The organism is Pseudoduganella umbonata (assembly GCF_014192225.1).
Classification (GTDB): domain Bacteria; phylum Pseudomonadota; class Gammaproteobacteria; order Burkholderiales; family Burkholderiaceae_D; genus Rugamonas; species Rugamonas umbonata.
The window spans coordinates 12,225-29,993 of record NZ_JACHXS010000018.1 but is presented as its reverse complement, the minus strand read 5'-3'; the positions used below and the strand labels follow the sequence as shown (position 1 = coordinate 29,993).

14 protein-coding genes are annotated in these 17,769 nt (G+C 57.7%); 11 read left to right on the top strand and 3 right to left on the bottom strand.

Going from position 1 to position 17,769, the window contains the following annotated elements:
* Nucleotide 1 precedes the first annotated feature (1 nt).
* Genes FHS02_RS30275 through FHS02_RS30255 form a run of 5 tightly spaced genes read left to right on the top strand, consistent with a single transcriptional unit; the run spans nt 2 to nt 7,367 of the window.
* Nucleotides 2-2,596, top strand: coding sequence for a type VI secretion system Vgr family protein (locus FHS02_RS30275; RefSeq protein WP_137315092.1), 2,595 nt, complete (start codon nt 2-4; stop codon nt 2,594-2,596).
* The gene (locus tag FHS02_RS30270; RefSeq protein WP_137315091.1) at nt 2,596-3,477 is read left to right on the top strand and encodes a DUF4123 domain-containing protein; all 882 of its coding nucleotides are present in this window, start codon (nt 2,596-2,598) and stop codon (nt 3,475-3,477) included. The genes FHS02_RS30275 and FHS02_RS30270 overlap by 1 nt, the downstream gene beginning before the upstream one ends.
* A complete protein-coding gene (locus FHS02_RS30265; protein WP_137315090.1) occupies nt 3,474-5,987 on the top strand; it encodes a T6SS effector BTH_I2691 family protein in 2,514 nt (837 codons plus the stop codon). Before FHS02_RS30270 ends, FHS02_RS30265 begins: the two co-directional genes overlap by 4 nt.
* Nucleotide 5,988: 1 nt before the next feature.
* A complete protein-coding gene (locus FHS02_RS30260; RefSeq protein WP_137315089.1) occupies nt 5,989-7,113 on the top strand; it encodes a DUF6708 domain-containing protein in 1,125 nt (374 codons plus the stop codon).
* The gene (locus tag FHS02_RS30255) at nt 7,110-7,367 is read left to right on the top strand and encodes a PAAR domain-containing protein (protein ID WP_137315088.1); all 258 of its coding nucleotides are present in this window, start codon (nt 7,110-7,112) and stop codon (nt 7,365-7,367) included. Before FHS02_RS30260 ends, FHS02_RS30255 begins: the two co-directional genes overlap by 4 nt.
* A 62-nt stretch (nt 7,368-7,429) precedes the next feature.
* On the opposite strand, the gene gyrB is transcribed toward FHS02_RS30255, so the two are convergent.
* From gyrB to dnaA, 3 genes are all read right to left on the bottom strand, one after another.
* Nucleotides 7,430-9,928 (bottom strand): DNA topoisomerase (ATP-hydrolyzing) subunit B, encoded by a 2,499-nt coding sequence (gyrB, locus tag FHS02_RS30250; protein ID WP_137315087.1) that lies wholly within the window; start codon nt 9,926-9,928, stop codon nt 7,430-7,432.
* A gap of 116 nt (nt 9,929-10,044) precedes the next feature.
* Nucleotides 10,045-11,151, bottom strand: coding sequence for a DNA polymerase III subunit beta (gene dnaN, locus FHS02_RS30245; protein WP_137315086.1), 1,107 nt, complete (start codon nt 11,149-11,151; stop codon nt 10,045-10,047).
* Between the two features lie 119 nt (nt 11,152-11,270).
* Nucleotides 11,271-12,689 (bottom strand): chromosomal replication initiator protein DnaA, encoded by a 1,419-nt coding sequence (dnaA, locus tag FHS02_RS30240; protein ID WP_137315085.1) that lies wholly within the window; start codon nt 12,687-12,689, stop codon nt 11,271-11,273.
* A gap of 477 nt (nt 12,690-13,166) precedes the next feature.
* Between dnaA and rpmH the strand changes: the two genes are divergently transcribed.
* The 6 genes from rpmH (at nt 13,167) to FHS02_RS30210 (ending at nt 17,680) form a co-directional block, all read left to right on the top strand.
* Nucleotides 13,167-13,301 (top strand): 50S ribosomal protein L34, encoded by a 135-nt coding sequence (rpmH, locus tag FHS02_RS30235; RefSeq protein WP_040378179.1) that lies wholly within the window; start codon nt 13,167-13,169, stop codon nt 13,299-13,301.
* An 84-nt stretch (nt 13,302-13,385) separates the two neighbouring features.
* Nucleotides 13,386-13,724, top strand: a complete 339-nt coding sequence (gene rnpA / locus FHS02_RS30230) for a ribonuclease P protein component (protein WP_229422850.1) — start codon at nt 13,386-13,388, stop codon at nt 13,722-13,724.
* On the top strand, nt 13,721-13,984 hold the full coding sequence (gene yidD, locus FHS02_RS30225) for a membrane protein insertion efficiency factor YidD (protein ID WP_137315083.1): 264 nt from the start codon (nt 13,721-13,723) through the stop codon (nt 13,982-13,984). The genes rnpA and yidD overlap by 4 nt, the downstream gene beginning before the upstream one ends.
* A gap of 9 nt (nt 13,985-13,993) precedes the next feature.
* Nucleotides 13,994-15,664, top strand: coding sequence for a membrane protein insertase YidC (yidC, locus tag FHS02_RS30220; protein WP_137315082.1), 1,671 nt, complete (start codon nt 13,994-13,996; stop codon nt 15,662-15,664).
* A gap of 103 nt (nt 15,665-15,767) precedes the next feature.
* Nucleotides 15,768-17,147, top strand: a complete 1,380-nt coding sequence (gene mnmE, locus FHS02_RS30215) for a tRNA uridine-5-carboxymethylaminomethyl(34) synthesis GTPase MnmE (RefSeq protein WP_137315081.1) — start codon at nt 15,768-15,770, stop codon at nt 17,145-17,147.
* A gap of 329 nt (nt 17,148-17,476) precedes the next feature.
* Nucleotides 17,477-17,680 (top strand): hypothetical protein, encoded by a 204-nt coding sequence (locus FHS02_RS30210; RefSeq protein ID WP_137315080.1) that lies wholly within the window; start codon nt 17,477-17,479, stop codon nt 17,678-17,680.
* Nucleotides 17,681-17,769: the final 89 nt, after the last annotated feature.

Below are 17,769 nucleotides of genomic sequence, written 5' to 3'. Positions count from 1 at the left end.
GATGGAACTTCTCAATGCATTCGTCAATTTCCTGGTCTCGCATCGCGACTTGGTCACCAGCGACCGCCCAGTGCGGTTGCGTCTCGATCACCCGAAGTTGATGATGGAAGACGTACTGCTGCCACAGCGCGTGGAGGGGCATGAATCGCTGTGTGGCGGCTTCGAGTACCGCGTGCTGTGCGTGGCGCTGGACGCTCGTCTGCCGCTGAAGGAATTCATCGCGCTGCCTGCCGCGATCGACATCGTCAACGACCGCGGCAGGCTGCGCACCGTGTGCGGCGTGGTCACCGAAGCGCGCGCCGGTGACACCGACGGCGGTCTGGCCAGCTACCAGCTCGTGATCCGCGACATGCTGGCGGTGATGGAAAAGCGCACCAACACGCGCGTGTTCCGCAATCTGAATGAGGTGGAGATCCTGTACCGGCTGCGCGACGAGTGGCATCACAGTAATCCTGTTGTGGGGCCAAGCTTCGATGTCATCACGGATAACATCTTCGACGACATGAAGTACCCGAAGCGCGAATTCACAATGCAGCACAACGAATCGGATGCCGCATTCATCCGGCGGATCCTGCGGCGACGTGGCATCTCATGGATTTTCGAACCGGACGTGGGCAACCAATATCCGTCCCACCGCATGCGCCTGTTGAACCGCTTCGAAAGCGTGCGCGCGAACGCCGCCGGCACCGTGCGCTATCACCGCGATGCGGCCACGGAAGAACGCGACAGCATCACCGCTTGGACCGCCGTACGCACGCTGCAGCCGATGTCCGCGACGCGGCACAGCTGGAACTACAAGACGCCGTTGTCGCTGGACGCCATGCGCGTGGGGATGCTTGGCCAACTTGAGCAGGGGTCCGTCGAACGCACCCTCGCCGCCACGCTGGACGACTACCAGGTCTGGTCGCCGCACGCGGGCGATGACCGCAAGGATCTTACTGCGCTCGGAGAGCTGGCGATGGACCGGCATGACTTCGAGACCAAGTGCTTCATGGGCGAAGGCGCCGTGCGTGATTTCCGCGCCGGCGAGCATTTCACGCTGACAGGCCATCCCGAGATCGACCGCCACCAGGCAATCGACCGGGAGTTCGTCATCACCGAATTGCAATTGGCCGTGCAGAACAACCTGCCACGCGACCTTGCCGATCGTGTTGCCAGGCTGTTCGCGCGCAGCGGCTGGGCTGGCGACGACCTGGGCAAACGCCCGGTCAAGATGCGCTTTACCGCCGTGCGCCGTGGCGTGCCCATCGTGCCTGCCTATGACCCGCGCACGGATCTGCCTCCCGTGCACATGCAGAGCGCGCTGGTGGTAGGACCTGCCAAGGAGGAGGTGCACTGCGATGCAATGGGCCGCGTGAGGATCCGCTTCCCCGCCACCCGGGAGCAGGATCATGCGCATGCATCGGGAACCGGCGCCACCCAGACAGATCGCGATTCTGCCTGGGTGCGCGTGGCAAGCAGTTGGGCAGGCAATGGACCGGGATACGACCAGTGCGGTGCGGTGATGCTGCCGCGGGTTGGCAGCGAGGTACTCGTGGCGTTCCTGGGTGGCGACCCCGACAAGCCCGTGATTGTGGGGCAGATGTTCAACCAGGTGACCACGCCGCCTGAACTGAGCAGTGGTGGGGGGCTGCCGGGGAACCGGTATTTATCGGGGATTCGCAGCCGGGAGGTGCTGGGCGGGAGGAAGGGGAATCAGTTGCGGTTCGACGATACCAAGGGTCAGATCAGTGCGCAGTTGAGTAGCGATCATGGGGAATCGCAGTTGAATCTGGGGTTTTTGACTCAGCCCAAGAAGAATGGGTATGCGGAGAAGCGGGGGGAGGGGGCGGAGCTTTTCAGTGAGCTTGCTGTGGCTGTCAGAGGCGTCGAGGGTGTTCTTATCACCGCAGAGAATGGCGGCGGATCGGAAGGCAAGCAACTGGAACGCGCAGGCTTGACCAAAGTCGCGGCTGGGATAGGGAAATTGGCCGGGCAACTGTCAAAGCTTGCTGAAAGGTTTGCCGAGGATGAGCCGATAGGTACGGAGCTGAGCGCCTTGGTTGAGAAAGTGGAAAAAATCGATCAAGTCAAAGGCCGGGTTATCGCGATTAACGGACCGGATGGCGTTATTGCGACAAGCGGTCAGTCGCTGGCGATTGGTGCCGCCTTGGACACCGACCTCGTCTGCAGCGAGCAAATGAGGTTGTCGGCGGGAGGCAGCACATGGATTCGCGCGGCCCGAGGCGTCAGCCTGTTCACCAACCAAGGCGGGGCCAAGCTTATTGCTGCGGGGGGAAAGGTCCAGATCCAGGCGCAGAACGATGAGCTGGAAGTGCTTGCGAAAAAAGTCATCGAAATCATCAGCGCGACCGACTGGATAAACCTGAAGGCAAAAAAGGGCGTTCGCATCAACGGCGGTGGTAGCGAACTGGTGCTAAGCGCGGACGGGATAAAAGGCTACACCAGCGGCGACAGCGAAATGTATGCAGCCGGTCATCAGACGATGAAAGGCCAGGATAGAAAAGCGACTTTTCCCGGTTCGGATACCTGTGCAATGCAGGCCAAGGGCGCCGCAGGGACCGGGGCCGCGACCGTTCCGGTGAAAGGAGAGTGATGATGCTGATCACACCGACCCAGTCGCCTTCGCCTGTGCCCAACAATGGCTATCTATTGATCGAGCCGGCAAATTTACCCGCTGAGCTGAACGAGCTGTTACCTGAAATGTACCCCTGCGTGCCGCCGTTCCTATGGGCAGCGGAAGATTCGATGCCTCGTCTATTAAGACTAGAAAATTTAACGCACTCGGAACAGGAGGTCGTGTCTCAACTCATGGAACCGGAAAAGTCGGAGCAATACCCGCCAGTGGTGTGCGCATGGCTGCAAACCGATAGTAGTACGGAAGAATTGGCAAACTGCTTAGCTAGGTTTTTAACTGGTCGAGTATCAGAAGGGGCGGTCATTTGGCGGTATTACGATCCACGTGTATTTATCCTCACGGCGCATCTTTTTACAGATGAGCAAGGGAATGCGCTCCTTGGTGCGGTTGCACGCTGGTCGTTTCCATGGCGTCGACAATGGTGGTACGTTCAGCCAACGCAGCGTTTTATTCCGTCCACTGCTGACTTACAACTTGGATGGCCAACTAACTCACAGTGGGAATTGCTGAGCAAGAGCAGAGTCTTCGATCGCCTACATGCGCGATTAAATGAAAAAAACTCATCGCCGTATCAATGTTTCGACGATCTCAAGCATTCAGTTAGCGCATTTATGGAAACGAATAATTATCTTCATACAGGTAATGATGATGAACGCGCTGAGTTTGCATACTTTTCGACGCTTTACCGAAAGTTATTCCGTGGCCATCACGAACTAATGCCAAAATGGGCGCAATTACGGAGAAAAGAGATCTCATTGCAGCAATTGATGGCTTGTATCACCCCTGCGGATGTTGAGCTCATGGAATGTAAGATTAATGAAAAATGGAGATATATATGACAGATTCAGCCTGCAGCTATTGCGGACGGAAAGGACTTCTTGTATATCCAGTACGATATGCGGTGGCCTGCCCAAACGGAAAAGACGATGTGCCTGGACTATCTGGTAACTTTAAGATTGCTGGAGGTCCGGATGATATTTCGCCAGCGAAATACACGCTAAGGGCTTTGAGAACAGGCTATTTTTATGTCTATGAGGAAAAGAGAAAACGGCTTAAAGCTTACATTGTTCTGCCTAATGGGGCTCTTTGGGAGTTCCCCGTCGAATATATCCCAGCAATCGATACCGATCGTATGGATTTCTGCTGCCTGAATCGGGTGAGTGTTTCTCTTTCTTATTGTATCGATATAGAGCCATTTCCTTGTGAGGTAATGGGTAATATATGGATGGGATGGTCTAACGTCCTATGGACAAAGTCAACTATATCAAAAGTGCCAGACGTAAAATGGCGACTGAAACACTTGCAATGCATTGACGCACAAGCGATGCTGCATGGATCGGCCGCCCATTCTGCCAAATTCAAAGATTATTCGTCAAAAGTCCCGCATTTTTCCAGCAGTGAAGAGGTGTTAAAAAAAGCATTTGACTTCAGCAACACGCTATCGCAGCGTGAAAAGCATCTACGTGATGCACGAGGGAACATAGAAAGCGTTATGCAGGAAAAGTGTCCATATGGAGGATTTATAGTCGCTGTTAATGATCCGGTGGGTATAACGAACGACTTAAGCGAGTTGACATGCCCTACTCATCACTCTGGCTTCGACGAGACGATTTACCGGGGAGAGATATGTAGGCAATTGCTAGATAATATTGAGAAATCTGTCCGACATGATGCACGAACGAATGCTGAGATGGACATTATGTTGGAAAAAGCTACCGAAAAAGATCTCAGAGTCGCTGAGGCGGATTGGGGAAGGCAACTTTGGAAGGTTATTAAAGCCGGTGGCCCTGAAAAATACGAAAAGAGAAAACAAGCAGAGCGAAGGAGATATGGTGATTCTATCGAAGGAAGGATTGCTGCCGCTGAAGACAGAGCATGGAAGGATTTCACAAGTGATACAGATGGCAAAACCTTGTTCGATAGCGAACTTCTTAAAAATTTCCCGATACATCATGAAATCGCAACAAAGAAATATGAATCCATTGGTGCTCGATTAGCCATTGCACATTCAGCTTGGCTGAAATGCACGCAACTCCGTGATTGGATGCATGCTGTTCATGATACATGTGATATCCGGAGTGGGTTTTCGTATCGCGAATCGTTGGCTCAATGCATAGGAAAAGGTGTTGCGACTAGTCAATGTGAAGCTATCTTATACCAATGGCTTTCTTCCGAAAATCTATCTGATTCTGATAATTTATATGTTCGGGCTTTGTTGTTCAATCAGGATGAGCTTATTGATGCCGCAGGGGTAGATATTCGCGGAGCAGATTATAAGCCCAAATATTTGCTAAGCGTATACAAAGGTGCGTTAAGCAGATTTAATAAGAAAGATAATGCGCATCTGGTGGATCGTCTTGTGCTTACAACCGCAAATATATTGGCTCGTGCCTTGGGGCAGGCGGGTAGTATAGTAATGCGTAATTTAACTCTAGCGGGATTGACTCTGCTAGGAAAGACACTAATAAACAGAAGTAATTTGACTGAAAAAGCATTGGTAGATTGGGTAATTCACCAATCCAACGAACAATTTGGGCAATTCGATAAAAAATTTATCGGTCACCTTTCTAATGCGCGAAAAGAGGCCAAGCGTGTAATAAGGCGAAATCCTTCACATGACGTTGTATTTGCCTTTGAGCTTGATGTAAAAAGTTTAGAGAAGGAAGGCCGTATTCGCGCGGGAACAATGCGTGGGGTAGGTATTCCTGGCCGAGACTTAATCAAAGAATGGTTCGACTCTAGTGATGTTAATACTGGCAGTGTTGGTGTAGTATTGCAACTCTGTGCTCTATATTACGCGAATGAAGATTTTAGAAGGGCTGATGAGTTTGATCGAACGAAATTAGGCTTAAAGGTAGCAGTTGCTGTTCTTGCCGTAGCAGCCTCGACATTAGAAGCAGTAGCCACTACGCTTGATAAAGTTCCAGACTATCCATTGTCGCGTTTTGTAATGAAGCATTGGAACTTCGGGAGTGGTGCGATTAAGAATGGTGTCACGATCGGAAAATTCTTTGGTGCTATGGCAGGTGCAGCTAATGCGGTTTTTGATTTCGTTAACTCATATCAAGCATTTAAAGACGGTGATAAATGGCTAGGACGCGCCTATTTTTTGAACGGTGTATTATCGTTGGGTCTAGCAATAGTAGGGTATTTTATCGGTGCGGCGATATTCTGGCCAATTTTTGTTTTGGCGTTCGCATTCAGTTTGATCGTTGCAGCCATTCGAACTCCGCCTTTAAAGCGATGGGTATCACGTTGTTATTTTTCTATTCAAAGCGGTAACGATGCAAAGGCTTACTCATCGCTTGAAGAAGAGCTGATTGCATTTAACGGAGCGGTAGGATCCTAACATGGATGATCGAATTTTTGGGGCCAAGCTTGGAAAACCGATACCTGCGTGGGATCTTGCGCACCGATTGCCCGTATCAGGGTGGGTTGGTCCGCATATCAAGGAGGATGGTACAACTTTCAGAATTAATTCTGTCTATTTAGACGCTACCGATCAGTCTCATATGATTCGACAATGGTATGCGGGTGGTGTATTGATGGCGATATTTGCAGTGTGTATTCATGCCTGGCTGTTGGTTGCTATGCTTCTAGTCAGTTCAGATAGGCTGTGGCCAAATGATGACATTTTATCCATATCTATGGTTGTCGTTTCGATGTTAGGGTTCGGTATATTCGCTATTTGGTTTGGTAAGGGCGAGTTCTTTGCTCGAAATCGCTATCCAATTCGGTTCAATCGAAAAACTAGGAAGATATATGCCTTAATTCGTCCGAGCAGGGGCGAAAGTGTGCATCGGAATGAGGACTGTATCGAGGAGATTGAGTGGAGTGAACGGACGATCTTCTGCATTCATCGCGCCTCTCAGGATGGATATCATTATTGGATACGCTACTATCGAGTAGACATAAATGGAAATGTTGAGAAGGCTGTTACGCTAGGGCGGGATTGGGAAGGAATTGAAGGTTTGGAGGGGTTGCTTGGCCAGTGGAATTACTGGTGCTGGTACATGAACAAAGGTCCAGTAGACCTTCCGAAGCCAGGTCTATTTCTCGCCGAACAGGAATCCATGTATGAGTCCTTTTTGTACTGTGTATATGAAATGGGATTCAGGGCGAGCCCTTCTTTTAGACTATTGCTTTTGCCAGTTTTTCTGTTGCTTGCATCGCATCGCGTTCTTTCGCTATGGACGTGCAGCTCCCCTCGGTGGCCTTCAGAAATCATTACGCTATGTAGTATCGATCCAGACGATCCTTTCGATGAGCCTACAGGTCTAACTCCGATTGGATGGCACCCAACGGATTTGGCAGTACAGAAAGGGAAATTCCCTGATTTGCTAGCAAAAGATATCGAAGACTGGAACGGAGAGCCTGACGCAAAAAAGAATGCGCTCAGGTGGGCTGAGGGTAAATTCGCCATGTCAGACACGAAACAACTTGCATCATCGGGAAACCAACGGAGATCAAAATGAAAGACAGCAAAGGCCGCGGCATCATCCGCCTGGGAGATTCCACTACCCATGGTGGCAAAGTCCTCACCGCCAGCACCGATTTCAAAGTCTACGGCAAGCCAGTCGCAGTCGAGGGCGACACCGTAAGCTGCCCTCAGTGCAAAGGAGTCTTCCCGATTCAACCTCAAAAGGGCGACCGCACCCACAACGGAAAGCTTGTCGCCTACGACGGCGACAAAGCCGCCTGTGGCGCAAAGCTGATCTCTTCGGTGTAGCGAAAATCCGGGCAATAAAAAAGGGGCCGCAAGGCCCCTTTCCCATTACCAGCGCAACAACATCAAACGTCGATATTCCCCGCCCGCAGCGCATTCGTCTCGATAAAGTTACGGCGCGGTTCGACATCGTCACCCATCAGCGTCGTAAAGATCTGGTCCGCCGCGATGGCATCTTCGATCTGCACCTTCAGCAAACGCCGCACGGTCGGATCCATCGTGGTTTCCCACAGCTGCTCGGGATTCATCTCGCCCAGACCCTTGTAGCGCTGTTTCGACACGGTACGTTCCGCTTCATCCCGCAGCCACTGCATCGCTTCGTGGAAGTCCTTCACGGCGAATTCCTTGGTCCGCTCGCCTTCACCGCGCCGAATAATGGCACCCTCACCGATCAAACCGGTGAAGGTCGCAGCGGCGGTGGACAGCACACCGTAGTCGGCGCCGCTGACGAAGTCCGCGTCGATCGTGGATACGCGCACATTGCCGTGATGCAGGCGTTCGATCCACAGCAGGTGCTTGTCCGACAGGTCGTCCGAACGTACCGAGACGGTGACGGCCGGATCGTTGATGTTGTCGGCCAGCGCCTGCGCGGAGGCGCGCGCGGCGTCGGTGGTCGACAGGTCCAGCTGCACGCCGGTCATGATGGCGGTCAGCGCGGCGCGGTCGATCACGCGGGTCAGACGCAGCATCACGGCGTTCGCCAGGTTGTACTGGCGGGCCAGTTCGGTCAGCGGTTCGCCGGTGATCGGGTCGGCGCCGTCGCGCGGGGTCAGCACGGCGGTGTTCAGTGCCACCGTCATCATGTAGCTGGCTTCTTCCGTGTCGTCCTTCAGGTAGCGCTCGTCGCGGCCGGCCTTCACCTTGTACAGCGGCGGCTGGGCGATGTAGATGTGGCCGCGTTCCACCAACTGCGGCATCTGGCGGTAGAACAGCGTCAGCAGCAGGGTGCGGATGTGGGCGCCGTCGACGTCCGCGTCGGTCATGATGATGATGCGGTGGTAGCGCAGCTTGTCGGCATTGAATTCGTCCGGGCCGATCGAGGTGCCCAGCGTGGCGATCAGCGTAGTGATCTGCTCGGAGGACAGCATCTTCTCGAAGCGCGCCTTTTCCACGTTCAGCACCTTGCCGCGCAGCGGCAGGATGGCCTGGAATTTACGGTCGCGGCCCTGCTTGGCGGAGCCGCCTGCCGAGTCACCCTCGACGATGTACAGTTCGGCCAGCGCCGGGTCGCGTTCCTGGCAGTCGGCCAGTTTCGACGACAGGCCCAGGCCATCCATCACACCCTTGCGGCGCGTCAGGTCGCGGGCCTTGCGGGCCGCTTCGCGGGCGCGCGCGGCTTCCACGATCTTGCCGCAGATGATCTTCGCGTCGTGCGGTTTCTCCTGCAGGAAGTCCGTCAGCGTCTTTGCCACGATCTCCTCGACCGGGCCACGCACTTCGGACGACACCAGCTTGTCCTTGGTCTGCGACGAGAACTTCGGTTCCGGCACTTTCACCGACAGCACACAGGTCAGGCCTTCGCGCATGTCGTCGCCGGAGATCTCGACTTTCGCCTTCTTGGCGAAATCGTGTTCGTCGATGTACTTGTTGATCACGCGCGTCATCGCGGCACGCAGGCCGGTCAGGTGGGTGCCGCCGTCGCGTTGCGGAATGTTGTTCGTGAAGCAGAGTACCTGTTCATTGAAGGCATCGTTCCACTGCATCGACACGTCCACCGAGATATTCGTGTTCTGGTCCGACATGCGGTCGCCGGTGGCCTGGAACACGGTCGGGTGCAAGACCGTTTTCGCCTTGTTGATGTACTCGACGAAGCCGCGCGTGCCGCCTTCGAACGCGAAGATCTCGTCCTTGCCGGTGCGCTGGTCGGACAGCTTGATGTTCACGCCATTGTTCAGGAACGACAGTTCGCGGATGCGCTTGGCCAGGATCTCGTAGTGGAACTCCACGTGGCTGAAGATCTCTTCGTCGGCCCAGAAGTGCACGTCGGTACCGCGCTTGTCGGTTTCGCCGATAACCTTGATCGGCGAGACGGCGATGCCGTCGCGGATTTCGATTTCGCGGTTCTGCGGCACGCCGCGCACGAATTCCATCTGGTGCACCTTGCCGTCGCGGCGTACCGTCACGCGCAGCAGTTTCGACAGCGCGTTGACGCAAGAAACGCCCACGCCGTGCAGGCCGCCGGAGACTTTGTACGAGTTCTGGTCGAACTTGCCGCCGGCGTGCAGTTCGGTCAGCACGATCTCGGCGGCGGAGCGCTTCGGCTCGTGCTTGTCGTCCATCTTCAGGCCGACGGGAATGCCGCGGCCATTGTCGGTGATCGAGATCGAGTTGTCCGAATGGATCGTCACGTGGATCTCGGTGCAGTAGCCGGCCAGCGATTCGTCGATCGAGTTGTCCAGCACTTCGAAGACCAGGTGGTGCAGACCGGTGCCGTCCGAGGTGTCACCGATATACATGCCGGGGCGCTTGCGGACTGCTTCCAGGCCTTCCAGGATCTGGATCGAGGAGGCGCCGTAATCCTCGGAGTTGACCTGCACTGGTACTAGGTTTTGGCGTTCGGACATGGACTACTTTCTCAAAAAACGATTACTGGAACCTCGATGGGCCTGCCGCGCGGTGCCGCCTGGCGGCGCCGCGCATGCGGTTCATCGGGGCCCTCTGCAGTTAAAACGCGGGTCGATCAGATCCGCATCGGCATCACGACATACTTGAAGTCGGGATTGTCCGGAATCGAGATCAGTGCGGACGAATTCGAGTCGCCCAATGCAACGTTGACCTGGTCGCACTTCAGGTTGTTCAGCACGTCCAGCAGGTAGGTGACATTGAAGCCGATGTCGAGGCTGTCGCCGCCGTAGTCGATCTCCAGTTCCTCGACCGCTTCTTCCTGGTCCGCGTTGGTGGACGAGATCTTCAGCGAACCCGGGCTGATGATGCAGCGCACGCCCTTGAATTTATCGCTGGTCATGATGGCGGCGCGCTGCAGGGAGCGCAGCAGCTCGTCGCGGCTGATCGTGAAGTCGTTCTTGTAGCCCTTCGGGATCACGCGCGTGTAGTCGGGGAACTTGCCCTCGACCAGCTTGGAGATCAGCTCGATGTCCGTGAAGCCCAGTTTCACCTGGTTGGCGGCGATGTCCAGCTGCACGGCTTCATCGTTTTCTTCCAGCAGGCGCTGCAGCTCGATGATGGTCTTGCGCGGGATGATCACTTCCTGGCGTTCGAAGGCCTGCTCGGTCTTCACCTGGCAGAAGGCGAGGCGGTGGCCGTCGGTGGCCACGGCGATCACGTTCTCGCCGTCGAGCACCAGCAGCAGGCCGTTCAGGTAGTAGCGGATGTCCTGCTGGGCCATCGCGAAGTGCACCATGTTGAACAGGTGCTTCAGCGTTTTTTGCGGCAGCGTGAACGAGGCGTTGAAGTTTTCCGCTTCCTGCACGGTGGGGAATTCCTCGGCGGCCAGCGTTTGCAGCGCGAAGCGCGATTTGCCGCTTTGGACCGTCAGGCGCTTGTTCACCAGCGTCAGCGACACGTCGCCCGATTCGGGCAGCGCGCGCAGGATGTCCAGCAGCTTGCGCGCGGCCACCGTGGTGCCGGTCACTTCGGCGCCGGAGCCGATGTTGGCGTTCGTGGTGATCTGCACTTCCGTATCGGTGGACAGGAACGAGACTGCTTCGCCTTCCTTGCGGATGAGGATATTGGCCAGAATCGGCATCGTATGCCGACGCTCGACAATACCGCTCACGATCTGCAGTGGCCGAAGTAGCGTATCTCGGGTGGTTTTGACCAGTTGCATGGATATCCTCGATAAAAAATTAATGACTAGTTTGTAATGCTAAAGGTTGCCGGGCTGGAAGGCAAAGCGGCGCTGCAAGCCCCTGGCAAAGGCGCGCGCCGCATGCGATTGCCCGCCCATCAGCCTTTCAGCGTCTGCTCCAGCACGTGCAGCTCGTGGTTGCACTCCGGGTTCTTGGTGCGGTCCTGGGCGATCTTGCGCACGGCGTGCAGCACCGTGGTGTGGTCGCGGCCGCCGAACAGCTCGCCGATCTCCGGCAGGCTCTTCTGCGTCAGTTCCTTCGCCAGGTACATCGCGATCTGGCGCGGCCGCGCGATATTGGCGGGCCGGCGCTTCGAGTACATGTCCGCGACCTTGATGTTGAAGAAGTCCGCGACCGTCTTCTGGATGTTTTCCACGCTGATCTGGCGGTTCTGCACGGAGAGCAGGTCCTTCAGCGCTTCCTTCACGATGTCGATCGAGATGTCCTTGCCGTGGAAGCGGGAGTACGCCAGGATCTTGCGCAGCGCGCCTTCCAGCTCGCGCACGTTCGAGCGCAGGTGCTTGGCCACGAAGAAAGCCACGTCGTCCGACAGGGTCACGCCTTCCGACTTGGCCTTTTTCAGCAGGATCGCCACGCGCATTTCCAGCTCGGGCGGCTCGATCGCCACCGTCAGGCCGGAATCGAAACGCGAGATCAGGCGATCGTCCATACCGGTGATCTCTTTCGGATAGGTGTCCGACGTGATGATGATCTGCTTCTTCGCGGCGATCAGTGCTTCGAACGCATAGAAGAATTCTTCCTGCGTGCGGCTCTTGCCGCCGAAGAATTGAATATCGTCGATCAGCAGCATGTCCAGCGAGTGGTAGTAATGCTTGAAGTCGTCGAAGCCCTTGCGCTGATAGGCGGTCACCACGTCGCGCACGTACTGCTCGGCGTGGATGTAGCGGATGCGCGCACCCGGCTGGTCGGCCATCACCTGGTTGCCGATCGCGTGGATCAGGTGGGTTTTACCGAGGCCCACGCCGCCATAGAAGAACAGCGGGTTATACGACACGCCCGGATTGTTGGCGACCTGGATCGCGGCGGCGCGCGCCAGCTGGTTGGCCTTACCGGTCACGAAGCTTTCGAACGTGAGATCGGTATTGATGCGGCTTTGCTCGCGGCCACGCTGGTTCGCGTATTCGTTGCCGGCCGGCGGCGTGACCGGGTCGCCGGTGCGCACGTCCGCCGGATGCATGGCGGGCGCGCCGGCGCCGTTCGGCACGCTGGCGGCCGTGCTGGTGCTCTCGGTCGGCCGGGCGCGCGGCGGGTTCAGGCTCGGGTTCAGCACGAACTGCACCTCGATCGGCGCTTCCCAGTATTGCGATGCAAGGGCAGTGATGCGGCTGGCGAACTGGGACTTCACCCAGTCGAGCTTGAAGCGGTTGGGCGCCGCGATGCGCAGCTTGCCGTTCTCGTAATCGAGCGGCACCAGTGGTTTGATCCACGCGCTGAATTGTTGCGGCGTCAGCTCCAGTTCCAGTTGGGCGGAACAGGTCTGCCAGAAATTTTCCATGAATCGTCTATCTGCAAAAGCTGTGGGAGGGCAGCATGTGTCGGCCGCGAGCTACCGTGAGGTATACGGCAAGGTATACGCAAACGAAGACGGTAACCAAGCGGCAACTGACGCATATGCGCCACACGTAACACGCTATTCTAACTCCGAATCCCACAAGTTATCCACAGGGTTGCGCCCGAAATCGCGGAAAAAACGGCCGGGAAGCGCCTCGGCAACCCGGTTCCGCTGTTGACAAGGCATGCCTGAATGCTGATAATTCAGGGTTCCCCGCCCGTACTCCGTGTTTTTTCAGTTTACGATCAGCGCGGATCCTTGCGGGCGATGAGATTGGCCAGCTTGTGCCGGACGTGTGGGCATAAGTGCGCGAAATGTCATTGGCACCAATAACTGAAGGGACCACCTGGCGTCCGGCCTGATTCGTCAGCGGTGCGGCAGCCCGATTTTGCATTTTTTTGCTTCTTTAGCGAGACCAACATGAAACGTACTTACCAACCTTCCGTCGTGCGTCGCAAGCGTACCCACGGTTTCCGTGCACGTATGGCTACCCGTGGTGGCCGTCAGGTCCTGAACGCACGCCGTGCCAAGGGCCGCAAGCGCCTGGCTGTATAAGCCATCGCTTGTTCGCTGAGCGTGGACAGCAGTTCCAACGGCTCGACAGGCGAAGGTTCCCACGACTTCGCGCGCGCTCGGCGCATCGTTAAAACGGATGAATTTTCATCCGTTTTTCGTTTGCGCCCGGCCCAGAAAAGCGCGCACTTCGTGCTCTATACCCGCCAGAATCAGCTGCCTCATGCGCGGCTGGGCGTTGTCGTTGCCAAACGCCTGGCACCTCGCGCGGTCACGCGCAACACCATCAAGCGCCTGACGCGCGAACTGTTCCGCACCACGGGCTTGCCGGCCATCGACTGCGTCGTACGGCTGTCCAAGGCGGTCAACACGAAAGCCGATCCAGCCACCAATGCCAAGCTGAAGGCCCTGCTGCGCATCGAGCTGGCGCGCCTGTTCGCGACGCAGGCGAAAGCACGGCGATGAAACTGGTGCTTCTCAAGTTCGCCACGCTGCTTTTGCGTGGCTACCAGATCGCCATCAGCCCGCTGATGCCGCCCTCCTGCCGTTTCTACCCAAGCTGCTCGAATTACGCGCTCGAAGCGCTGCGCGAGCATGGCGTGGCGAAGGGCGGCTGGCTGGCGGTGCGCCGTGTCTGCCGCTGCCACCCGTGGAACGCGGGCGGAGTCGATCCCGTTCCGCCAAAGCATTCCTCTACGACCGCTTGCGGTTGCAACCACTCCTGATTTGACCCAATGGATCTCAATAAACGCACAATCCTGTGGATCGTCTTCGCTGTTTCACTGGTCGCCCTGTGGAACGAGTGGATGATCTCCACCGGCCGGCAGTCCATGTTCTCGGCCCCGCCGAAGACCGCGCAGGCCGATGCCAAGACCACTCCGGCCGGCGTTCCTGCCGCTGTCGGCACCCCTACCGCCGGCGCCGCCGCGGTACCCGGTACCGCGGCACCATTCCAGAGCCAGATCGTGACCATCACGACCGACGTGTTCAAGGTGGACATCGACACGCTGGGCGGCCAGATCAAGCGCCTCGAACTGCTGAAGTTCAAGGATGGCTACGACCCGACCAGGAACCAGCAGCTGTTCCAGCAAGTGGGCGACCGCGTGTACCTGGCTCAGACGGGCCTGGTGGGCGCGGCCAACCTGCCGAACCATAACACCGGCTTTACCGTTCGCCCGGGCGCGCGCGCGCTCGACAACGGCAACCAGGTGCAACTGGTGATGGATGCCGAGCAGGGCGGCGTGCGCCTGACGAAGACGTTCACGTTCAAGCGCGGCGACTACGTGATCGACGTGCGTCACGATGTGACCAACACCGGCGCGGCGCCCGTGAATCCGGAGCTGTACCTGCAGCTGGTCCACGATGGCAACAAGCCGGAAGGTTCTTCGTGGTTCAACCCGAGCTTCACCGGCCCCACGCTGTACACCGACGCCGACAAGTACGTGAAACTCACGTTCGAGAAGGTGGAGAAGGAAGACGCTTCGAAGCGCACCAACCCGAACTTCGTGCCGGATCACCCGGTCAAGGCCGACAACGGCTGGGTCGCGATCTCGCAGCACTTCTTTGTCTCCGCACTGGTGCCGCAGGCGAAGCAGATGCACGACATCTTCACGCGCAAGGTCGGCCCGAACACGTACTCGATCGGCGTGGTGCAGCCGCTTGGCGCGCTGGCACCTGGCGCCACGGTGTCGAACACCGCCAAGCTGTATTCCGGCCCGCAGGCAGAACAGGCGCTGGAACGCGTGTCGCCGGGCCTGGAGCTGGTGAAGGACTACGGCATGCTGACCATCATCGCCAAGCCGATGTGGTGGGTGATGGAGCATATCAACAGCGCCCTGCATAACTGGGGCTGGACGATCATCGCCTTCACGATCCTGATCAAGCTGATCTTCTTCCCGCTGTCCGCCGCCAGCTATCGCAGCATGGCGAAGATGAAGGTGGTAACGCCGAAGATGACGTCGATCCGCGAGCGCTACAAAGGCGATCCGCAGAAGATGAACCAGGCGATGATGGAGCTGTACAAGACCGAGAAGATCAACCCGCTGGGCGGCTGCCTGCCGATCGTGGTGCAGATGCCGGTGTTCATCGCGCTGTACTGGGTGCTGAACTCGTCGGTCGAGATGCGCGGCGCGCCGTGGCTGGGCTGGATCACCGACCTGACCAAGCCGGATCCGTTCTTCATCCTGCCGGTGCTGTATGCGATCTCGATGTACGTGACGATGAAGCTGAACCCGCAGCCGGCCGACCCGATGCAGGCGAAGATGATGCTGTTCATGCCGCTGGCGTTCTCGGTGATGTTCCTGTTCTTCCCGTCGGGCCTGGTGCTGTACTGGGTCGTCAACAACCTGTTCTCGATCGCCCAGCAGTGGGTGATCACGAAGAAGATGATGCCGGACGCGAAGTAAGCGCTAACCGGTCCGTGTCCAGCCTGCTGGGCGCGGACCCGGCAGTAAAAAATCGAAACCCGTGCGCGACACGGGTTTTTTTTCGTTCCATTAAAATTTGTCCATGAATCTCGATACCCTCCCCATTGCCGCGATCGCCACCGCCCCGGGCCGCGGCGGCATCGGCGTCGTGCGCGCGTCCGGCAAGAACCTGCGGCCGCTGGCGCAGGCGCTGTTCGGTGGCGCGGAACTGAAGCCGCGCCACGCTACCTATATTCCGTTCACCCAGGCGGACGGCACGCTGATCGACCAGGGCATCGCGATCTATTTCAAGGGACCGCACTCGTACACGGGCGAGGACGTGCTGGAACTACAGGGCCATGGCGGCCCCGTGGTGCTGCAGATGCTGCTGCAGCGCGTGCTCGAGGCAGGCCGCGATGTCGGCCTGCGGCTTGCCGAGCCGGGCGAGTTCACGCGCCGCGCCTACATGAACGACAAGCTCGATCTGGCACAGGCCGAGGCGGTGGCCGACCTGATCGACGCGTCCACCGAAGCGGCGGCGAAGTCCGCCTCGCAATCGCTGTCCGGCGCATTTTCGCAGGCCATCCACGCGCTGGTCGACCGCGTCACGCACTTGCGCATGCTGGTCGAAGCCACGCTTGATTTCCCGGAAGAGGAAATCGACTTCCTGGAAAAGTCCGACGCGCGCGGCCAGCTGCGCGGCATCGTCGAAGCGCTGGATCACGTCTTCCGCCAGGCTTCCCAGGGGGCGCTGCTGCGCGAAGGCCTGAACGTGGTACTGGTGGGGCAACCCAACGTAGGTAAGTCCTCACTTCTCAACGCGCTGGCCGGGGCGGACGTGGCCATCGTCACGCCGATCGCCGGCACCACGCGCGACAAGGTCACCGAAACGATCCAGATCGAAGGCATCCCGCTGAACATCATCGACACGGCCGGTATCCGCGGCCACGACGAAGCGGTGGATGTCGTCGAACGTATCGGCATCGAGCGCACCTGGGGCGAAGTGGGCAAGGCGGACGTGATCCTGCACATGCTCGACGCGAACCATGGTCCGACCCGCGCCGACGAATCCATCCTGGCCGGCTTCCCGGCAGGCGTGCCGGTTCTGCGCATCTGGAACAAGATCGATCTTTCCGGCCACAAGGCGTCGATCGACGCGAGCAACGATGCCACGCATATCTACCTGTCGGCGCACGATCATGCCGGCATCGACCTGCTGCGCAAGGAACTGCTGCGCATCGCCGGCTGGCAGCAGACCGGCGAATCGCTCTATCTGGCCCGCGAGCGGCACCTGGTCGCGTTGAAATCGGCCGCGCGGCACCTGGACCATGCCGAAGGCCATGCCGCGCAGACCGACCAGTCGCTCGACCTGTTCGCCGAGGAACTGCGCCTGGCGCAGGTGCAGCTGGCCACGATCACCGGGGCGTTTTCGTCGGACGACCTGCTGGGCGTGATTTTCAGCCGGTTCTGTATCGGCAAATAAGGGATCGAGCCACCAGCGTCAGGGGAGTCGATGCCTGCCATCGATTTCCCGGCATGGCGCGGGAGCGCGAGCTATCGCCCGCTTCGTTTCCATAGAAAAATTTTCGATCGCTCCTCTCTTTGTAGCAACCTCGCTGCAATTGCCCCAGTTACGTGTGCTGGCGCACGTAACCCTGCCTGTTGGCCTGTTTTAATGCTGCTATGATTGATTTGAGCAACAGAGTCTGATGCGGCGGGCGACAATTTTTATAGTGTTGATATTGGTCACTTCCGCAAACTTCCGCTGACGTAATCTTGCTGGCAGTTGATGTGTCTGGAGAGGGGAAGATCATGGAAACGACCGAACAGGCAGTGCCGGACAGCGCAGTGTCGATGATGCCATCGATGATGCCGGCAATGGCTGCCACGCCGCGACAGAAGTTGCCGCCGAAGGGCTCGTGCTGGTATTGCGAGAAGCCGCTCGACAGCGTGAAACGCTTCTGCGGCCGCGACTGCGCATCGTCCTTCGACGAAGAAGCCCTGTACACAGGCTGACGCGCCGGTCTCCGCGGCCAGGACCTGACCGCGGGCAGTCATCCATCCCGTCAGCGCTCCCGGCTGCCGCTAAATGCGCGGCTTGCGGT

Excerpts from the sequence above, each read along its gene's own strand:
- dnaA (WP_137315085.1), bottom strand. The coding sequence starts at position 12,689 with ATGGAAAATTTCTGGCAGACCTGTTCCGCCCAACTGGAACTGGAGCTG.
- yidD (WP_137315083.1), top strand. The coding sequence starts at position 13,721 with ATGAAACTGGTGCTTCTCAAGTTCGCCACGCTGCTTTTGCGTGGCTAC.
- FHS02_RS30260 (WP_137315089.1), top strand. The coding sequence starts at position 5,989 with ATGGATGATCGAATTTTTGGGGCCAAGCTTGGAAAACCGATACCTGCG.
- mnmE (WP_137315081.1), top strand. The coding sequence starts at position 15,768 with ATGAATCTCGATACCCTCCCCATTGCCGCGATCGCCACCGCCCCGGGC.
- dnaN (WP_137315086.1), bottom strand. The coding sequence starts at position 11,151 with ATGCAACTGGTCAAAACCACCCGAGATACGCTACTTCGGCCACTGCAG.
- FHS02_RS30210 (WP_137315080.1), top strand. The coding sequence starts at position 17,477 with ATGGAAACGACCGAACAGGCAGTGCCGGACAGCGCAGTGTCGATGATG.
- gyrB (WP_137315087.1), bottom strand. The coding sequence starts at position 9,928 with ATGTCCGAACGCCAAAACCTAGTACCAGTGCAGGTCAACTCCGAGGAT.
- rpmH (WP_040378179.1), top strand. The coding sequence starts at position 13,167 with ATGAAACGTACTTACCAACCTTCCGTCGTGCGTCGCAAGCGTACCCAC.
- FHS02_RS30275 (WP_137315092.1), top strand. The coding sequence starts at position 2 with ATGGAACTTCTCAATGCATTCGTCAATTTCCTGGTCTCGCATCGCGAC.
- FHS02_RS30255 (WP_137315088.1), top strand. The coding sequence starts at position 7,110 with ATGAAAGACAGCAAAGGCCGCGGCATCATCCGCCTGGGAGATTCCACT.
- yidC (WP_137315082.1), top strand. The coding sequence starts at position 13,994 with ATGGATCTCAATAAACGCACAATCCTGTGGATCGTCTTCGCTGTTTCA.
- FHS02_RS30265 (WP_137315090.1), top strand. The coding sequence starts at position 3,474 with ATGACAGATTCAGCCTGCAGCTATTGCGGACGGAAAGGACTTCTTGTA.
- FHS02_RS30270 (WP_137315091.1), top strand. The coding sequence starts at position 2,596 with ATGATGCTGATCACACCGACCCAGTCGCCTTCGCCTGTGCCCAACAAT.